The 15,765-nt window shown below is 73.1% G+C and carries 12 protein-coding genes and 1 pseudogene; 8 read left to right on the top strand and 5 right to left on the bottom strand.

Annotation, left to right across the window (positions count from 1 at the left end):
* The 8 genes from ACWC9T_RS11085 to ACWC9T_RS11120 are packed head-to-tail and all read left to right on the top strand — an operon-like array spanning nucleotide 1 to nucleotide 12,396.
* On the top strand, nucleotides 1–1,071 hold the full coding sequence (locus tag ACWC9T_RS11085) for a protein kinase domain-containing protein (protein WP_449820815.1): 1,071 nt from the start codon (nucleotides 1–3) through the stop codon (nucleotides 1,069–1,071).
* A complete protein-coding gene (locus tag ACWC9T_RS11090) occupies nucleotides 1,059–1,709 on the top strand; it encodes a 4Fe-4S single cluster domain-containing protein (RefSeq protein ID WP_449820763.1) in 651 nt (216 codons plus the stop codon). Before ACWC9T_RS11085 ends, ACWC9T_RS11090 begins: the two co-directional genes overlap by 13 nt.
* Entirely contained in the window at nucleotides 1,706–3,223 is a 1,518-nt protein-coding gene (locus ACWC9T_RS11095; RefSeq protein ID WP_449820764.1) for a hypothetical protein, read from the top strand. Before ACWC9T_RS11090 ends, ACWC9T_RS11095 begins: the two co-directional genes overlap by 4 nt.
* Nucleotides 3,220–5,238 carry an AAA family ATPase gene (locus tag ACWC9T_RS11100; protein ID WP_449820765.1) on the top strand — a complete coding sequence of 673 codons (2,019 nt, stop codon included), beginning with the start codon at nucleotides 3,220–3,222 and terminating at the stop codon, nucleotides 5,236–5,238. The genes ACWC9T_RS11095 and ACWC9T_RS11100 overlap by 4 nt, the downstream gene beginning before the upstream one ends.
* Nucleotides 5,229–7,139 (top strand): Hsp70 family protein, encoded by a 1,911-nt coding sequence (locus tag ACWC9T_RS11105; RefSeq protein WP_449820766.1) that lies wholly within the window; start codon nucleotides 5,229–5,231, stop codon nucleotides 7,137–7,139. Before ACWC9T_RS11100 ends, ACWC9T_RS11105 begins: the two co-directional genes overlap by 10 nt.
* Nucleotides 7,139–8,320: a TRAFAC clade GTPase domain-containing protein gene (locus tag ACWC9T_RS11110; RefSeq protein WP_449820767.1), complete on the top strand. Its 1,182-nt coding sequence runs from the start codon at nucleotides 7,139–7,141 to the stop codon at nucleotides 8,318–8,320. The genes ACWC9T_RS11105 and ACWC9T_RS11110 overlap by 1 nt, the downstream gene beginning before the upstream one ends.
* Nucleotides 8,317–10,839 (top strand): GTPase-associated protein 1-related protein, encoded by a 2,523-nt coding sequence (locus ACWC9T_RS11115; RefSeq protein ID WP_449820768.1) that lies wholly within the window; start codon nucleotides 8,317–8,319, stop codon nucleotides 10,837–10,839. The genes ACWC9T_RS11110 and ACWC9T_RS11115 overlap by 4 nt, the downstream gene beginning before the upstream one ends.
* A gap of 6 nt (nucleotides 10,840–10,845) precedes the next feature.
* Complete coding sequence (locus ACWC9T_RS11120; protein ID WP_449820769.1) at nucleotides 10,846–12,396, top strand: TRAFAC clade GTPase domain-containing protein; 1,551 nt, start codon at nucleotides 10,846–10,848, stop codon at nucleotides 12,394–12,396.
* Between the two features lie 25 nt (nucleotides 12,397–12,421).
* On the opposite strand, the gene ACWC9T_RS11125 is transcribed toward ACWC9T_RS11120, so the two are convergent.
* The 5 genes and pseudogenes from ACWC9T_RS11125 to ACWC9T_RS11145 all read right to left on the bottom strand — a co-directional run.
* Nucleotides 12,422–12,586 carry a hypothetical protein gene (locus tag ACWC9T_RS11125; protein WP_449820770.1) on the bottom strand — a complete coding sequence of 55 codons (165 nt, stop codon included), beginning with the start codon at nucleotides 12,584–12,586 and terminating at the stop codon, nucleotides 12,422–12,424.
* Between the two features lie 83 nt (nucleotides 12,587–12,669).
* Nucleotides 12,670–13,767, bottom strand: coding sequence for a sensor histidine kinase (locus tag ACWC9T_RS11130; protein WP_449820816.1), 1,098 nt, complete (start codon nucleotides 13,765–13,767; stop codon nucleotides 12,670–12,672).
* On the bottom strand, nucleotides 13,760–14,455 hold the full coding sequence (locus ACWC9T_RS11135; RefSeq protein ID WP_449820771.1) for a response regulator transcription factor: 696 nt from the start codon (nucleotides 14,453–14,455) through the stop codon (nucleotides 13,760–13,762). Before ACWC9T_RS11135 ends, ACWC9T_RS11130 begins: the two co-directional genes overlap by 8 nt.
* Nucleotides 14,456–14,968: 513 nt before the next feature.
* Entirely contained in the window at nucleotides 14,969–15,334 is a 366-nt protein-coding gene (locus tag ACWC9T_RS11140) for a hypothetical protein (RefSeq protein WP_449820772.1), read from the bottom strand.
* A 166-nt stretch (nucleotides 15,335–15,500) separates the two neighbouring features.
* A pseudogene (locus tag ACWC9T_RS11145) lies at nucleotides 15,501–15,704 on the bottom strand (helix-turn-helix domain-containing protein); the annotation flags it as partial.
* Between the last annotated feature and the right edge of the window lie 61 nt (nucleotides 15,705–15,765).

Consider the following 15,765-nt stretch of genomic DNA (forward strand, 5'->3'; position numbering starts at 1 on the left):
ATGGCCCTCACCGTGGTGTCCGACACCGGGCGCGTCTGGCGGCTCACCGAGCGGATCGGCAACGGCTCGGAAGGCGTGGTGTACGCCGTCGACGACGCGCGCCCGCTGGTCGCCAAGCTCGTCCCCGACCCGCCGACCCCAGCCGCCTACCGCCGCCGGATCGCCCGACTGGTCCGGCAGCGGCGCGAGCCGCGCACCGTCCGGCTGCTCGCCGACACCCCCGTACGGATCGCCTGGCCGCTGGCGGCCGTCCGCACCGACGGCCCGCCGGACGGGGCGGCCGTCGACGGCTACCTGATGGCCGACCTGCGCCGGGACCACCACCCCTTCGCCCACCTGCTCGCCCCGGCGGCCCGGCGCACCGCGCTGCCGCAGGCGACCTGGGCGACCACCCTCGCCGCCGCCCGCTCCCTCGCCAGGCTGGTCGCCGACCTGCACGCCGAGGGCTACGTGGTGGGCGATCTCAAACCCGACAACCTGTGGGTCGACGGGCAGGGCCGGGTCGCCATCGCGGACGTCGACTCCTGGCAGTTCACCGATGCCGGCGAGCTGTTTCCCGGCCGGATGGGTACCCCCGGCTACACCGCCCCCGAGCGGATCGGCGCGCAGCCCGGCACCCCGCCGGACCGCGCGGCCGACGACTTCGTCCTCGCCGTCCTCGTCCACCAGCTGCTCACCGACGGCCTGCACCCCTTCGCCGGGCACCCCGGGGACGGCGGAGCCTACCTCTCGTACGACGACAATGTGCTGCACGGGCGCTGCCGGCTGCTGGACCGCGCCTCGGTGGTGCTGCCCCGCTCCGCCCCGCCCGTCGACCTGCTGCCGCGACGGCTCCGGGAGCTGTTCCTGGCCGCCTTCGGCGGGGTGCGGCCCTCGGCCTGCGCGTGGGCCGAGGCGCTGGCCGCCGAGGCCGCGCCGAACCGGCTGCGCGGTTGCGCGGCGGACGCCCGGCACGTGCACACGGTGGAGCGGCCGTGGTGCCCGTGGTGCGACGTGGCAGAGGTGAGCGGGGGCGAGCATACGACGGCCGCTCCCGGGGCAGGGGGGAGGGCTGAGGCATGGCCGAAGTGACCCGACTCTCCGTGGCCCGGCGGCTGGACCGCTGCACCGTGCTCGGCCCCGGCGTGCGCGCCGTGATCTGGGTGCAGGGCTGCCCGCTGCGCTGCCGGGGCTGCGTCGCCGCCGAGACGCTGCCCTTCGACGGCGGAATGCCCCTGGCCGTGCCCGAACTCGCCGACTGGCTCTGCCGGTTGCCCGACATCGAGGGCGTCACCCTGTCCGGCGGCGAACCCTTCGCGCAGGCGGGCGCGCTGGCCGAACTGCTGGACGCGGTACGGGCGCGGCGACCGGAGTTCAGCGCGATGGCGTACTCGGGCTACCGCCACGAGGCACTGCGCGCGGGCGGCCCGGACCGGCGCGCCCTGCTGGAGCGCCTCGACCTGCTGGTCGACGGCCCGTACGTGGCGGCGCGGCACGCCGCCCTGCGCTGGCGCGGCTCGGCCAACCAGCAGCTGATCGCGCTCGGCGAGCGCTACGCGCAGGTTCCGGCCGAGCCCGACACCAGCGCGGGCGTCGAGGTGTCGGTGGAGCCCGACGGATCGCTCTCCTGGGCCGGTGTGCCGCCGACTCCGGGCTTCCGGGAGGGACTTGAGGAGCAGCTCGCCGCGCGGGGATTCGTCCTGCGCACCGAGGCCGGGAGGGACGCATGAGCGGATCACCGAAGTACAGCACGGTCCAGGTGGCCTCCGTGTACGCGCGGCGGGAGCAGGAGCTCCGCCGCCGGCGCGAGGCCGAACGCCGTCGGCAGCAGGAACAGCGGGCCCGGGAACGGGCGGAGCTCGCCGCCCGGCGTGCCCGGGAACGCGCGGAGCTCGCTGCCCGGCGCGCGCAGGAGGCGGCCGCCCGTCGCGAGCGGGCCCGGGCGGAGGTGGAGCGCGCCCGGCAGGAGGCGGCGCGGCGGCGGGCCGCCGAGCGGGAGGCGCACACCCGGCGGATGGACCAGGAGCAGGCCGGGGCGGATGCGCGCGGGCTAGCGGAGGTGCGGCGGCTGCTGGAGCGGGCGCGGCAGAGCCGCCCGGGGAGTGAACTGGACTCCCTGGAGGCCGAGTTGGCGCGACTGCAACAGCGGGGCGGTGGCGGTGGCGGTGGCGGTGGCGGGCGGCTCGGCGCGGCGATCGAGGAGTTGCGCGGCCGGATCGTGAGCCTGCCGGGGAGTTCCACGGCAGGTGGGGACCGGGCGGCCCTGCTGGCCGGGTTCGAGGAGCGGCTGGCCGCGCTCGGACCGGACGCGGCGGCCCGCGACGCGGAGGGCCGGCAGCGCTGCACGGAACTGCTCGACCGGCTGCGCGCCGAGTCCGGCCCGGGCGCGCAGACCCGGTTCGCGGCGCTGCTGGGCACGGTGGAGCACGCGCTCACTCGGCACGCCGCGACCGTGGCCGAGCAGCGGCGGGCGGAGTCGGAGGCGGCGGAGGCCCGGAGGCGGGCGCAGGAGCAGGTGGAGGAAGCCCGGCTGCAGGCGGCGGAGGAGGCCCGGCGCCAGGCCGCGGAACAGGCCGCCGCCCGCGTCGCGGCCGAGGAGGCCGAACGCGAGCGCCTCGCGGCGCTGCTCGGCGAGGCGAGCGACCGGCTCGGCGTCGTCCGGCCCGCCGTCACCGACGCGGCCGCCGAGGCCCGTGACCTCGCCGACCCGGAGCTCGCCGGCCGGCTCGACCGGGCCCTGCACTCCGCCGAGGCCGTGCTCGCGGCCCCGGCCCCGGAAGTGGCCCTCGACGCCGTCGCGGCCCTGGAGGCCGCGCTCGCCGAGGCCGAGACCCGCCTGGACGAACTGCACCTCGCCCACACCCGGCGCACCGACCTCGCGCAGGCGCTCCAGGACGCCATGCTCGGCGAGGGCTTCGCCTTCCTCGGTGGCGGCGACCACGGCGACGCCCTGGTGATGCGCTTCGAACGCGCTACCGGAGCGCTGTACGAGACCACCGTCGCCACCGGCGAGGACGGCAGCCCCGTCCTCGTCTACCAGGTGGAGGGCGAACCCGATGTGGCGCTACACCCCGACCCGCAGGGCGCGGTCTGCGACGCCACCGAGGACCTGCTGGAGCGGGTGCACGAAGTGATCGGCGAGCAGGAGGAGTTCGTCCCCGGCGAGCTGACCTGGGACGGCAAGCCGCCCCGGAAGCAGAGCCGGCCGCTGCCGAACACGGTGGAGTGGCGGTGGCAGCAATGAGCACGGTCGACTGGACGAAGCCGGCCACCGACGGCGGCACCGCGCCTCCGGCTCCCCGTCAGGACCGTCACGACGGCGCGGCCCAGGCCGGTCGGCGGGCCGTGGCGGACGGCATGATGCCGCTCTGGGCGATCTCCCTGGACTGGGAGCTGCGGCGCGGGCGGCAGGTCGTCCTGGACGGGCAGATCCGCGACCGCTGGTGGTTCGAGGACCGGCCCGCGGCCTTCCGGGAGGTGGTCGCCGGGCTGCTCGAACTGCGCGGCGCCGAGGTGGTCGGCTGGTGGGACCCGGTCGGCGGCCTGACCTTCCCCTTCCCGGGCCACGCGGAGCGCTACGACCAGCTGGTGGCCGCCTTGCCCGCCCAGCAGACCGCCACTGCGCCGCCCAGCTCCGAGGACGGCCCCGCCGACCCCGGAGCGGCCGCGGCCGCCCACACCACCCGCGGCGCCGAGCGGCAGCGCGGCCGGGAGCGGCTGTTCGCCGCCCGCTCGGCCGCCCGTCCGCGCAACTTCGAGGACATCCTCGCCACCGTCCGACGTCTGGTCGTCTCGCCCGACGCGGCCGTCGCCTTCGTCTTCGAGGACGTGGAGCACCAGCTCCCGCCCGGCCAGCCCGAATCGCACCGCGGCTACCTGTGGCTGCGGGCCGCGATGACGGAGGCGGTCACCCCGCACACGGCGGCCGGCCCTGGCCCGCACGCCCGGAACGCCGTACTCTGCGCGGTCGGTGACGTCGGACGGCTGCCCGGCTGGTTCCACCTGGAGGACCCCCGGATCGCCACCCTGCACCTCAGCCGGCCCGACCCGAGCGAGCGCCGGCTGTGGCTGGACTGGCTGCGGCAGCGGTTCAACGGCTCGGCGGACGCCACGCCCGCCGACCTGGAAGCCCTGGTCGGCGCCACCGACGGCATGACCGGCTGGGACATCGACTCCCTCGCCCGGACCTCCTGGCTGCGCGACGCGCCGCTGCAGAAGCCGGACAAGCTCCTGGAGTTGCACCGGCTCAACGTCAGCGTCGACCCGTGGACCCAGCTCGACCGGGACACCATCGCTCGGGCCGCCGAGCTGCTCGCCCGCCGGGTCGTCGGCCAGACCCCGGCCGTCGACGCCGTCACCTCGGCTCTCCAATCCGCCTTCGTCGGCATCGACTTCGGCCACTCCGGTACCGCCCGGCCCCGAGGAGCGTTCTTCTTCGTCGGCCCGACCGGCGTCGGCAAGACCGAACTCGCCAAGGCAGTGGCCGAGTTGATGTTCGGTGACCAGAGCGCGTACGCCCGCTTCGACATGAGTGAGTACCAGCAGGAGCACTCCGCCGAACGGCTGGCCGGTGCCCCGCCCGGGTTCGTCGGCTACGAACAGGGCGGCGAACTGACCCGTCGGGTGCAGGAACGGCCGTTCAGCGTGCTGCTGTTCGACGAGATCGAGAAGGCCCACCCCAAGGTGCTGGACAAGTTCCTGCAGGTCCTGGAGGACGGCCGGCTCACCGACGGCCGCGGGCAGACCGCCCACTTCTCCGAGTGCCTGATCATCTTCACCTCCAACACCGGCGCGGAGGAGCTGCGCGGCCTGCTGGACGCCGGCGGCGAACCCTCGTACGCCGAACTGGAGGCGCACTTCACCCGCGCCGTGGAGGACAAGTTCCGGCAGATCGGCCGGCCGGAGATCTACGGCCGGCTCAAGCCCGGCGTGGTGGTCTTCGACATGCTGCGCCGGGAGCACGTAGTGCGCATCGCCGACCGGCTGCTCGCCCAACTCCGCGAGTCCGTACGGGAACGCCACCGGATCGAGCTGCTGCCCGACACCGCCACGCTGCACCCGTGGATCGTCGAGCGGATGTCGGACCCGGAGCACCAGGCGTACGGGGGCCGGCAGATCCGCAACGAGCTGGAGCGGGTGCGGGCGGCGGTCGTCGGCTACCTCCTGGAACACCGCCCGCAGCCCGGGAGCCGGCTGCGGGTCGGGGCCGGAGCGGACGGCACCGTTTGGGTTCGCGCGCAGGAGGAAGGATGGACGTGATCGCGATCGACCTGGGGCACCGGTACGGGCGCCTCGCCCGGAACAGCCCGGGCGGCCAACCGGACGTCGTGGAAGTCGAGCTCGACGGAGTGGACGGTGTCCTCGACCCGGCTCGTGCCCTGTCGGCCCTGCTCGCCGCGGCGGGCGAGGGCGCGGGGGCCGATCCGGACCGGTCGGTGGTGCTCGGGCTGCCCGCCGCCGGCGAGGGCGAGGACGAGCTGCGCCGGGCCGCCGAGGCCGCCGGGCTGCGGGTGGAGCGGGTAGTGCCGGATCCCGTGGCCGTGGCGCTGCACTACGGTGCGGTCGCCGAGGGCGTGGACCGTAGCGTCCTGGTCTGCGACCACGGGGCGACCAGCCTCGACCTGACCGTGGTCGCCATCACCCCCGACCTCACCGTCCGCGTCGTGCGCACCCGCAGCGACCGCCTCGGTGGCGAGGACTGGGACGCGGCCCTCGCCGCCCACCTCGCCGGGCGGCTCCCGGTGAGCGCCGACCCGCGCCGGGCGGCGCAGCAGCTGCGGCACGGGCTCAGCGCGGCGGAGCAGGTGCTGGAACCGGCCTGGGACGGCCTGCCGGTGGAACTGAGCCGGGCCGAGCTCGACCGGGCCGTCGCGCCGCTGTACCAGCGGATGTTCGCGGCCGTCACCGAGGAGCTCACCGCCGAGCCAGCCGTCGACACCGTGCTGCTGGCCGGCGGCCTGTCCGTCACCCCCGGGCACCGGGCCGGGATCGAGGCGCTCCCGGCCGCCCGCGGCCTGACCGTGCGCTGCCACCGGCCCGAACTCGCCGTCGTCCAGGGCCTGTTGCTGCGACGGGAGTTCGGCGTCCTGCGAGTGGTCAGCGGTCCCGCGCCGAGGGCCGCCAGGCCCCGGGACGAGTACCTGCTGCTGGACCCCGAGCCGGCCGTACGCACCCCGGGCCCGGTGGTGGAGGACCCGGAACCGCGCACCCGGCCGGCCGAGGCGGTGACTCCGACGGCGACGGTGACCGACCCGGACCCCGGGACCACCGCCCTCGGGCCGGAGGAGCCGCAAGAGCTGCCGGAGCTGCCGGAGCCGCAGGAGCCGCCCGTCGTCCCGGTCGAGCCGCCCCACGAGACCGTCATCCCCCAGCGCCGCCACGAGCAGCCCCACCGCGGCGTGCAACCCCATCGGAGCGAAGCGCCTGCGGAGACCGCAGCACCCCCGGAGACCACGGCGCCCCCGGAGACCACGGCACCCCCCATCCCGCCCACCGAAGCCCCGCCCGCCGGCACCTTCGCCGTCCCAGTCGCCGACCTGCAGGCCGTCCGGCGCGGCGATCACCTGCTCGTCCTGTGGGCCTGGCCCGACGGCGCGCTGAGCGCGCGGGTCCGCTGGCAGCGGGAGCGGGGCGAGCGTACGGGCAGCGGCGCCGCCGACCGCCGCTCGGACGGGGACCTGGTCTGCCGCCGCCGGACGTACGAGCACGACGGCGGGCTCGACCTGGCCGTCGGCCGCGAGGCGGTGACCCTCACCGTGGAGGCGCTGGTCACCGGCTCCGGCGTGGACTGCGAGGGCTCCTCCGCGCTGATCGTGCCCGCGCAGCCGCGGGTGGTGGAGTACGAGCCGGCCGTACGCCGCAGGCTCAAGGGCCGGGTGGCAACCGTCACCTTCACCGCCGAGAACGGCTGCGACCTGCCCGACCTGCGGATCGTCCACGGCCTCGGCCGGTTCCGGCCGACCAGCACCGCCGAGGGCACCGTGGTGCACGAGGTGCGGGCGCAGCGGTTGCCCGCCCGCACCCCGCTGACCGTCGAGTTCCCGCTGCCCGCCACCAAGGGCCCCTCCTGGCTGGTCTGCTTCCCGGCGCACGGTGACGCCGCCACTGACGCCGGCATCGACATTCGCCCGACCGCACTGCACAGACTGCGAGTGACCTGATGGCCCGACGGCACACCTGCCCCTACTGCTACGAGAGCTTCGCCCCGCGCGAGATCCGCTTCCGCTGCAACAGCCGGCTCAGCCGCACCGGCAAGCAGTGCGCGCGCCGCCGCGACCAGGTGCTGGACGAGCGCATGGGGCCGCGCCGCAGCCACGACCTCGGACCGGACTTCGCCGCCGACGGGCGCAAGCCGACGGCGGCCTGCCCGGACTGCGACGGCGAGACCACCTACCGGATCTGCCCGGTGTGCCATTCCGAACTCCCCGTCCAGTTCGGGAGGGTGGACAACCGGCTGATCGCGATGGTCGGCGCCAAGGCCTCCGGCAAGACGGTGTACATGACAGTCCTGCTGCACGAGGTCCGAAACCGGATCGGCGAGGCCTTCGGCGCGGCGCTGCTGGGCCTGGACGACGCCACCATGCGCCGCTACAGCACCGACTACGAGGACCGCCTCTACCGCGACAACCAGCTGTTCCCCGGCACCCAGACCGCCTCCACCAACCTCAACCGGGTGGACCCGCTGGTCTTCCGCTTCAGCCTGCGCCGCCGCACCCTGCTCGGCGAACGTCCGCAGCACACCGTGCTGTCGTTCTTCGACACCGCCGGTGAGGACTTCAGCTCCAAGGAGAGCGTGGAGCTCAACACCCGCTACCTGACCAACGCCGACGGCATCATCCTGCTGCTCGACCCGCTGCAGATGCCCGGCGCCCGGGACGGCGCCCTGCCCGGTACCCCGCTGCCGGGCACCACCGGGCTCGACGCGCCCGTGAACGTCCTGTCCCGGGTGACGAACATGCTGCTCGCGGGCGGCTCCACACAGAAGATCGACGTCCCGGTCGCGGTGGTGTTCTCCAAGATGGACGCCTTCTGGCACCTGCTGGACGGCGCCAGCCCACTGCGCGACTACGCCCCGGCCCGCGACCGCTTCGACGTGGGCGACAGCCTCAGCGTGCACGAGGAGGTGCGCCGGCTGCTCAAGGACTGGGACGGCGTGCCGATCGACCAGCTGCTGGAGAACCACTACACCCGCTACCGCTACTTCGGCGTCTCCGCGCTCGGCCGCAACCCCACCCCCGACGCCCGGATCGCCGCCACCGGCATCCAGCCCTACCGGGTGGCCGACCCGTTGCTGTGGCTGCTCAGCGAGTTCGGCTCGGTCCCGAAGGTGGGGCGCGGATGAACGACCGCACGTCCGCCGATGCTGCCGGCGCCGCAGCGGCTTCCGGTGCGCACTTCCAGCAGCTCTACTACACCTCCTGCGAGCACGGGCTGAGCGGCTTCTCGGGCTTCCAGTTCAACGCCGTCAGCGAGGGCGTCACCGCCGGCACCCGGCAGGCCGTGGAGGCGCTCGCCGGGTACGAACCGCCCCGCTCCCTGGTCGAGTCGGACACCCCGGAGCAACTCGACCGCTGCCCGGTCAACCTCTGCTACCGCCCGTACGACCAGCGCGGCCGCACCGCGACCGCCCTGTGCGTGCGCTACGTCGGCCGGGACTCGGCCCGCCGGTTCGGCAACTACTTCGCCCACGCCCTGCACAGCGAGGACTTCCCGGCGGCCGGGCGCGGACTGCTCGGCATCGAGCTGTGGAACTCCCCGGTGTGGCGCGGGCAGGTCTCGCCGAGCACCGAGATCCCGGTCCTGGCGGCGCCCCCGCGCGGCCCGCTGACCGCCCGCAGCGTCCAGGAGTTCCTGGCCGCGCACCCGCACGCCGCGCAACTGCCGCAGCTGCTGGCCGCCGTGTTCGCCGCGCTCACCGAACACGGCTCAGTCGTGGTCACCGACCACACCACCGAGCAGATCGCCCACTGGTTCGCCGCCGTCTGCTACCTGCTGCCGCCCCCGCTCGCCCGCAGGCTCTCCTTCGCCACCTACGTGCTGCGCCCGGCCCGCAGCCGGCTGCACCTGATCGGCACGGTGCCCGAGGCGCAGCTCGACTTCGGGGCGGACGAGGAGGAGGCCTACACCGTCTTCGACTTCGCCCGCGGCCGCTTCCCGCAGCCCGCCGCCCCGGAGGCGGTCCGCGCACTGGTGGACCTGTTGGCCCGGATCGGGGTCGGCTCGGTGCGCCCGGTGTGGACCTGGGCGGCCGAGTTCACCCACGGCGCGGAGGAGCGCCCGGAGGACTGGTACGCACCCGTCGCCGCCGCGGCCGCCTCGGGCGGCATCGCGCTCACCGGCGCCGAGGCGCGGGCGCTCACCCGCTGGCTGCCCGGCGCGGACCACCTCGGCACCCGCCGCGCCCAGGTGGTCGGCGAACTATACCGGGGCCACCGGCAGTTGGACGACGCCCACCTGGCCGTGCTCAGCGGCGTCGCCCGCGCCGCCGGGGACACCGCGCTGCACCAGGAGATCGAGGGCCGGCTGTACGAATCCCGGATGCGTGCCCACATGAGCGCCGCCGAGGACGCCGTGGCCCCCACCCCGATCACCGACCGGGACGCCCGTCGGCAGGCCACCGCGCTCTGGGAGCGCCTGCTGGCCACCAGCACCACCGACACCCGGCAGCGCGCCCGGCTGCTGCTCTGGGCGCTCGGCGCCGACCTGGCCCCGGCACCCGAGGTGCTGGACCGCGAGACCCTCGCCCTGGCCCGCGCTCTGCTCGCCACCCCCGCCCCCGGCGCCGAACTGCGCCGCGAGGTGGAATGGCTGGCCGCCGAACTCTCACCGGTGCGCGCCGCATTGGCGACCGCCGTGGAGGAGGCGCTGGAGAGCCGGGCCGGCCAGGAACAGCTCTTCACCCAGTTCCCCGCCGCCCTGCTCACCGAGCGCGACCTCACCGGCCGCCCGCTGCTCCTGGAGCACTACTGGCGGGCCCGCGCCGAGCGCCAGCCCGAGCGCACCGCCGAGATGCTGTTGCGGATCCTGCACCTGCGCGGCCAGGCCGTACCCGACGCCGAGCTGCTGCGCGGGCTGTGGCGCCACCCCTCCCGCACCTGGACCCACCTCGAAGCGATCGAGATCGTCCGCGCGCTGCCCGTCGAGGTGCTCCGGGACGAGGAGGTCGGTCAGTGGCTCGACCGCGCCGCGAACCAGCCGATCGACGGCGAGGAGCAACTCGACCTGTGCCTGCGGCTGTACGGGCTGCTCTCCAGCCCGGACCGCCTGGCTGGCCTGCGCCTCGACACCCAGCGTCGGGTGTCCACCACCCTGGCGCTGGAGCGCGGACTGAGCGAGGCCCGCGAGGCCACCGAACTCGCCCGGGTCTTCACCGTTCAGGACGCCGGCCTGTGGGCCGGGCCGCAGGCACTCAAGCGGTACCGCCTGATCCCGGTCCTGCTGCAGCTGCCCGCCGACGTCGGCCGACTGCGCGATGCCATCCCAAACTTCGGACACGCCCTGCTGGAACGGTACTTGGCGCGGGTGCGGCAGCTGGTCGAGACGGGTGAGCGGATCGACGAGGTCCGGCTCAGCCACATCGCCGCCGTCGCCGCCGTACGCTCCGGGGCCGGAATGGCGCAGGCGCACTACGAGGTGGTCAACGCCGTCCGGCAGCACACCGCCTACCACTGGCCGCTTGCGGAGCTGGAGCGCCTGGAGCGGGCGGTGCGGCCCTGCCACGCCGAACTCGCCGACCGTTACCGGGAGATCGCCGAGAACCGGCGCGGCCCGCGGCGGGCGGCGCGCCTGCTGCCGGCGCTGTGGCCGGTCCGGCGCCGGCGCGAGGAGAAGCCGAAGCCCACCTCGTCCGGGGAGGAGTGACCGACCGTGGCCGCCATCCTGATCTTCGTCCTCGTCCCGCTGTTCTACCTCGCCGGGCTCGCCGCCTACCTGGTCGTCGCCCCCGTCATCCTGGCCCTGCGCGCCCTCGCGCTGGTGATGGAACTCCTCTGGGGCTACCTGCAGTTGATGATCGGCGTGCTGTTCCGACGGACCGCCGAGTTCCGCACCATGCCGCCGTACCGCCCGCAGGACGAGCAAGTCCCTGCCCACCGCAACTACTTCTACGGCCCTGGCAGCCGCGACCTGCGCCAACTCGCCACGCTGGCACGGCGGTCGTACGCCCGCACGGTCGGCGACTCGTTCCGCGCCGTCACCACCGGACAGTTCACCGCCCCGCCCCGTAGCCGCGCCTTCACCGTGCCCTACGGGCTCACCCTCTATCCCGCCCTCGCCCTCGGGGCCGTCCTCGCGGTGCCCCTGCTACTGCTCCTGCCCGCCCTGCACGCCCTCGTGCTCGGCCTGCTCTGCGCCGGGGCCAGGCTCATCGCCACCACCCTGCGGGCCGCCGACCGCGCGCTGCTCTGGCTCAAGCGGCTGCGCACCGGCATGATCTGCCCGCACTGCTACGAGAAGGTCCGCTACCCTGCCTACGACTGCCCGCGCACGACCTGCCGGCGCCGGCACACCGACATTCGCCCCGGCCGGTACGGCATCTGGCGCCGCCGCTGTGCCTGCGGGCAGCGGATGCCCACCCTGCTGATGCTGATGGGCCGCCAGTCCCGGCTCCAGGCCCACTGCACCCACGTCCACTGCGGAAAGCCGATGAACACCGACGCAGGGCATATGCCGGAGGTGGTCATCCCGCTGATCGGCGGCCGGGCCGCCGGCAAGACCCAACTGATGGCCGCGATGCTGCTCGCCCTGGAGAACGCCGCCGCGAACGGCGGCCCGGCGCTGCGCCTGGCCGACGACGACTCCGCTGGCGGCTACCAGGTGCTCCGCGAGGTGCTGCGGATGCGCGGGCACACCCTCGGCACCCAGAAGGCACTGCCCCGCGCGCACTCCGTCACTCTCGGTGCCGGCCGCACCGAACGCCTCGTCCACTTGTTCGACACTGCCGGTGAGCGCTTCGTCGACCGGGACGAGACCGACGCTCTGCGCTACGCCCGAGCCGCGCGCACCTTCGTCTTCGTCCTCGACCCGATGGCGGTGGAGGACTTCTGGACCCGGCTGGAACCCGCGCCGGACAGCCTGCTGGACCGCACCCTCGCCTCCACCGTCCACCCAGAGGAGGTCTTCGGCCGGTCCGTCCAGGCGGTGGCCGCGATGGGCGCTCCGGTGCGGCAGTCACGGCTCGCCGTCGCGATCAGCAAGACCGACCTGCTCGCCGAACACGGCCTGTGCCCGGACCCATCGGGCGACAGCGGCGCCGCCCGCGCCTGGATCCTCGACAAGCTCGGCCTGTACAGCCTGGTCCAGGCCATGGAACTTGACTTCCAGGAGGTCCGCTACTTCTGTACCGCGGCCGTCGCGGACGAGAGCGCCCAGGTGGACCCGAGCATCAGCCGGTTCGTGGAGTGGTGCTTGCGGCGGTGATCCTGCATTTCGGCTGCTGGGAATATCATCGGGCCGCGTTGCGGTGACGGATCTTGCACTCGGGCGGGCACCTCGGCCACCGGCTCTCGGGGTGCCCGCACTCCTTGAAGGAGCTGTCCAGCTTGAACGCCACCGCCGCGTCGCGAGCCTGCGCGGCGTCGTGGTCGCGGTCGGCGTGCAGGACGGCCATCGCCAGGTGGGAAGCTGCATACGCGCCCTGTGACATCACTCTCATCCGCGCCCAGGACCCACCATCAGCTGCGGAAGCCAGGATCACCCGTTGAAGGTTTGCGGCGCAGGCGCGGCCGGCAGCCGCACCGTGACGTGGAGGCCGCCTCCGGGGCGCGGGACGATGGTGAGGGTTCCGTCGTGCGCTTCGGTGATGCTCTTGACGATGGCCAGGCCCAGGCCGACGCCCGCGTGGTCTTGGCGGATGCGTTCGGTGCCGCGCCGGAAGGGCTCGGTGAGGGTCGAGACCAGCTGTGCCGGGAGGATCTCGCCGGTGTTCTCGACGCTGAGCGTCACGCTTCCGGGATGGATGCCGGTTGTCACCCGCACGGTGCCCCGACCGGGCAGGTTGTGGACGATCGCGTTATGGATGAGATTGACCGTCAGCTGCAGCAGAAGCGCTTGGGAGCCGATGGTCGGGGTGATGTCGACCGTGGCTTCGATGGCGACGCCATGCTTCTCCGCCAAGGGAAACAGTGTCTCCACGGCCTCCTCGACGTACAGGGACAGGTCGACGGGCTCCCGGGTGAAGGATCGTTGGTCGGCACGGCTGAGCAGGAGCAATGCCTCGGTGAGGTCGATCGCCCTGGCATTGACGTTGTGGAGGCGTCCGACAAGCTCGCCCAGGTCTCGCGTCGGGTCGTTGAGCGTCACTTCGAGCAGGGCTTTCGTGATCGCCAGCGGGGTGCGCAGCTCGTGGGAGGCGGTGGCCGCGAACCTCCGCTGCTCGGCGACGTGCGCTTCGAGGCGCGCGAGCATGGTGTCGAAGGCGTCGGCCAGCTCGCGGAACTCGTCCTTGCGGCCTTCCAGCTCGATCCGGTGGGAGAGCGACCCGTTCGCGGCCGTGCGGGTGGCGTCGGTGATGCGGGTCAGTGGGGCGAGCATTCGGCCGGCGAGCAGCCACCCTCCCAGCAGGCCGAACACCAGCAGAAGCGTCAGCACGACGGCCGTCGCCGGAGCGTAGGCGTGCAGCACGATGGTGCGGACGGGCACGAGCCCCTTGGGGCTGCTCGCTGCATCGGGCAGGCCGCGCAGCAGATACACCCACACAGTGGCCAGCATCAGCGTGCCCGCGAGCATGACGAAGCCCGCATAGCTGAGGGTGAATTTGAGGCGGACGCTCATGCCCGGTGTTCTATGCACCCGCATCGCCCTCACGCCTGATGTCCGCCTGGGCGGCGATTCGGTATCCGACGCCGGGCACGGTGGCGATGATCTGAGGTTCACCGAGGCGTTTGCGCAGAGCCGAGACCGTGATGCGCACAGCATTGGTGAACGAGTCGGCGTTCTCGTCCCAGGCCCGCTCCAGCAGTTCCTCGGCGCTGACGACGCCGCCTTCTGCGGCGACGAGCACCTCGAGCACGGCGAATTGTTTGCGAGTGAGTGCGACGTAGCGGTCGTCGCGGAAGACCTCACGGCGGAAGGGGTCCAGCCGCAGGCCCGCGATCTCCCGCACGGGCGGTCTGATGTGCGCGCGCCTGCGGTCGAGCGCCCTGATCCTGAGGACGAGTTCACGCAGCTCGAACGGCTTGGTGAGGTAGTCGTCGGCGCCGAGCTCGAACCCGGAGGCCTTGTCGTCGAGCCGGTCGGCGGCGGTGAGCATGAGGATGGGCATACCTGATCCCGCTGCGACGATCCATGCGGCGATCTCGTCACCGGAGGGGCCGGGGATGTCGCGGTCGAGAACGGCCATGTCGTAGGCGTTGACGCTCAGCAACTCCAAGGCGGTGTCGCCGTCACCGGCGATGTCCGCTGCGATGGCCTCCAGGCGCAGCCCGTCGCGGATGGCCTCTGCCATGTACAGCTCGTCCTCGACGACCAAGACACGCATATGCCGATGCTACGACCTGGGACCTATCATGAGCATATTGAAACCGCATACGTCCCGGTGGGTTGCTGTCGTGGCCTCCACGGCCACCGCTTCTTGAGTGGGGTCGGGGACTGGCGCGGTGGCTGATGCTCCGTTTCCAGTCCCCGACCCTACTGACATGTCGTCACAACATTCATGATCACGGGGCGTGGCTGTACGAGCTGTTCCACTCAGGTTGAACACGCGCTGCTGGGTGTAATCGTGACAGATCGTGATCGTCGCAAGCTCCTGGGCCGGCCCGGCGAACACCGCCCGCATCCGCACCGTCTCCCGGCGCAGCCGTCCAGTGGCGGTCAGCCCGCCCCCATCCGCATATCTCACACACCATCGGATACGGGCCTTGCGAAGGTGGCCCCGAACGCCTGATGCCGCAACGGTAGAAGCAGCCGGGAGCGGGCAGCGCATCAGGTCGCGCTGCCTGGCGCTGCCCGTGGCAGCGCCAGGCTCGTCCTCAGGCCATCGCCAGGGCCTGCTTTAGCCGTTGAGGATCGTCACGTTGTACACGGTGACAGAGGAGCTGAAGTCGATCTCGTTATACCGCGTACCGGTCGGTCCGATGTCGTAGGAGCCGACGCTGGTGTCGAAGGCCCCGTGGTTCCAGTCGGCCGTGATCCTGTAGGCGCCACTCAGGTTGATGTTCCACGCCGTGCCGGGGGTGCCCGCGTAGCAGAAGTTGCCGTACCAGGTCCAGACTTCCAGGCCGTGGCTCATGGGGTAGCTACTGTTCTGGGTGGGGCACGTGGTGCTGCCGATGGCGCTGGCCGGCGTGGCGATCGCCACACCGCTGGCCAGGATGCCGCCGGCGAGGGCTATGGCCGAGAGTTTCCTGCGAACTGTCAAGATCATCTCCTGTGCCTCGCGGTGGCCCCGATCCCATACCGGTGATCGCGGTGGTCCGAGTCGTGCCGTCCTGCCCTGGCCCGCCCTTCAGCCCCGGTTCCTGGGTAAGTCCGGTGCCAGTTCGAGGTGTTCTCCGATGCCGAGCATGTCGAGGTTAGCCATCAGCCCCAGGTCTCGCCAGGCTTTTCGCGACCCCATCTTCGCGCCACAACTGGTGCCACTGGTAAGCCGACTTCAGACTCACCCGCAGGCGCCGGGCCACTTCCGCCGGCTTGACGTCCTGCTCGAACAGCTCGGCCGCCCGCATCCGCACCGTCTCCCGGCGCAGCCGTCCAGTGGCGGTCATTCCGCCCCCATCCGCATATCTCACACACCATCGGATACAGCCGCCGCGACGAACCCGTCAGGCAGATCGGGACGGTTCACCCTGA

The sequence above is a fragment of the Kitasatospora sp. NPDC001159 genome (assembly GCF_053598235.1).

Coding starts and splice junctions, on each gene's coding strand:
- ACWC9T_RS11085 (WP_449820815.1), top strand. CDS start 1: ATGGCCCTCACCGTGGTGTCCGACACCGGGCGCGTCTGGCGGCTCACC.
- ACWC9T_RS11090 (WP_449820763.1), top strand. CDS start 1,059: ATGGCCGAAGTGACCCGACTCTCCGTGGCCCGGCGGCTGGACCGCTGC.
- ACWC9T_RS11095 (WP_449820764.1), top strand. CDS start 1,706: ATGAGCGGATCACCGAAGTACAGCACGGTCCAGGTGGCCTCCGTGTAC.
- ACWC9T_RS11100 (WP_449820765.1), top strand. CDS start 3,220: ATGAGCACGGTCGACTGGACGAAGCCGGCCACCGACGGCGGCACCGCG.
- ACWC9T_RS11105 (WP_449820766.1), top strand. CDS start 5,229: ATGGACGTGATCGCGATCGACCTGGGGCACCGGTACGGGCGCCTCGCC.
- ACWC9T_RS11110 (WP_449820767.1), top strand. CDS start 7,139: ATGGCCCGACGGCACACCTGCCCCTACTGCTACGAGAGCTTCGCCCCG.
- ACWC9T_RS11115 (WP_449820768.1), top strand. CDS start 8,317: ATGAACGACCGCACGTCCGCCGATGCTGCCGGCGCCGCAGCGGCTTCC.
- ACWC9T_RS11125 (WP_449820770.1), bottom strand. CDS start 12,586: ATGGCCGTCCTGCACGCCGACCGCGACCACGACGCCGCGCAGGCTCGC.
- ACWC9T_RS11135 (WP_449820771.1), bottom strand. CDS start 14,455: ATGCGTGTCTTGGTCGTCGAGGACGAGCTGTACATGGCAGAGGCCATC.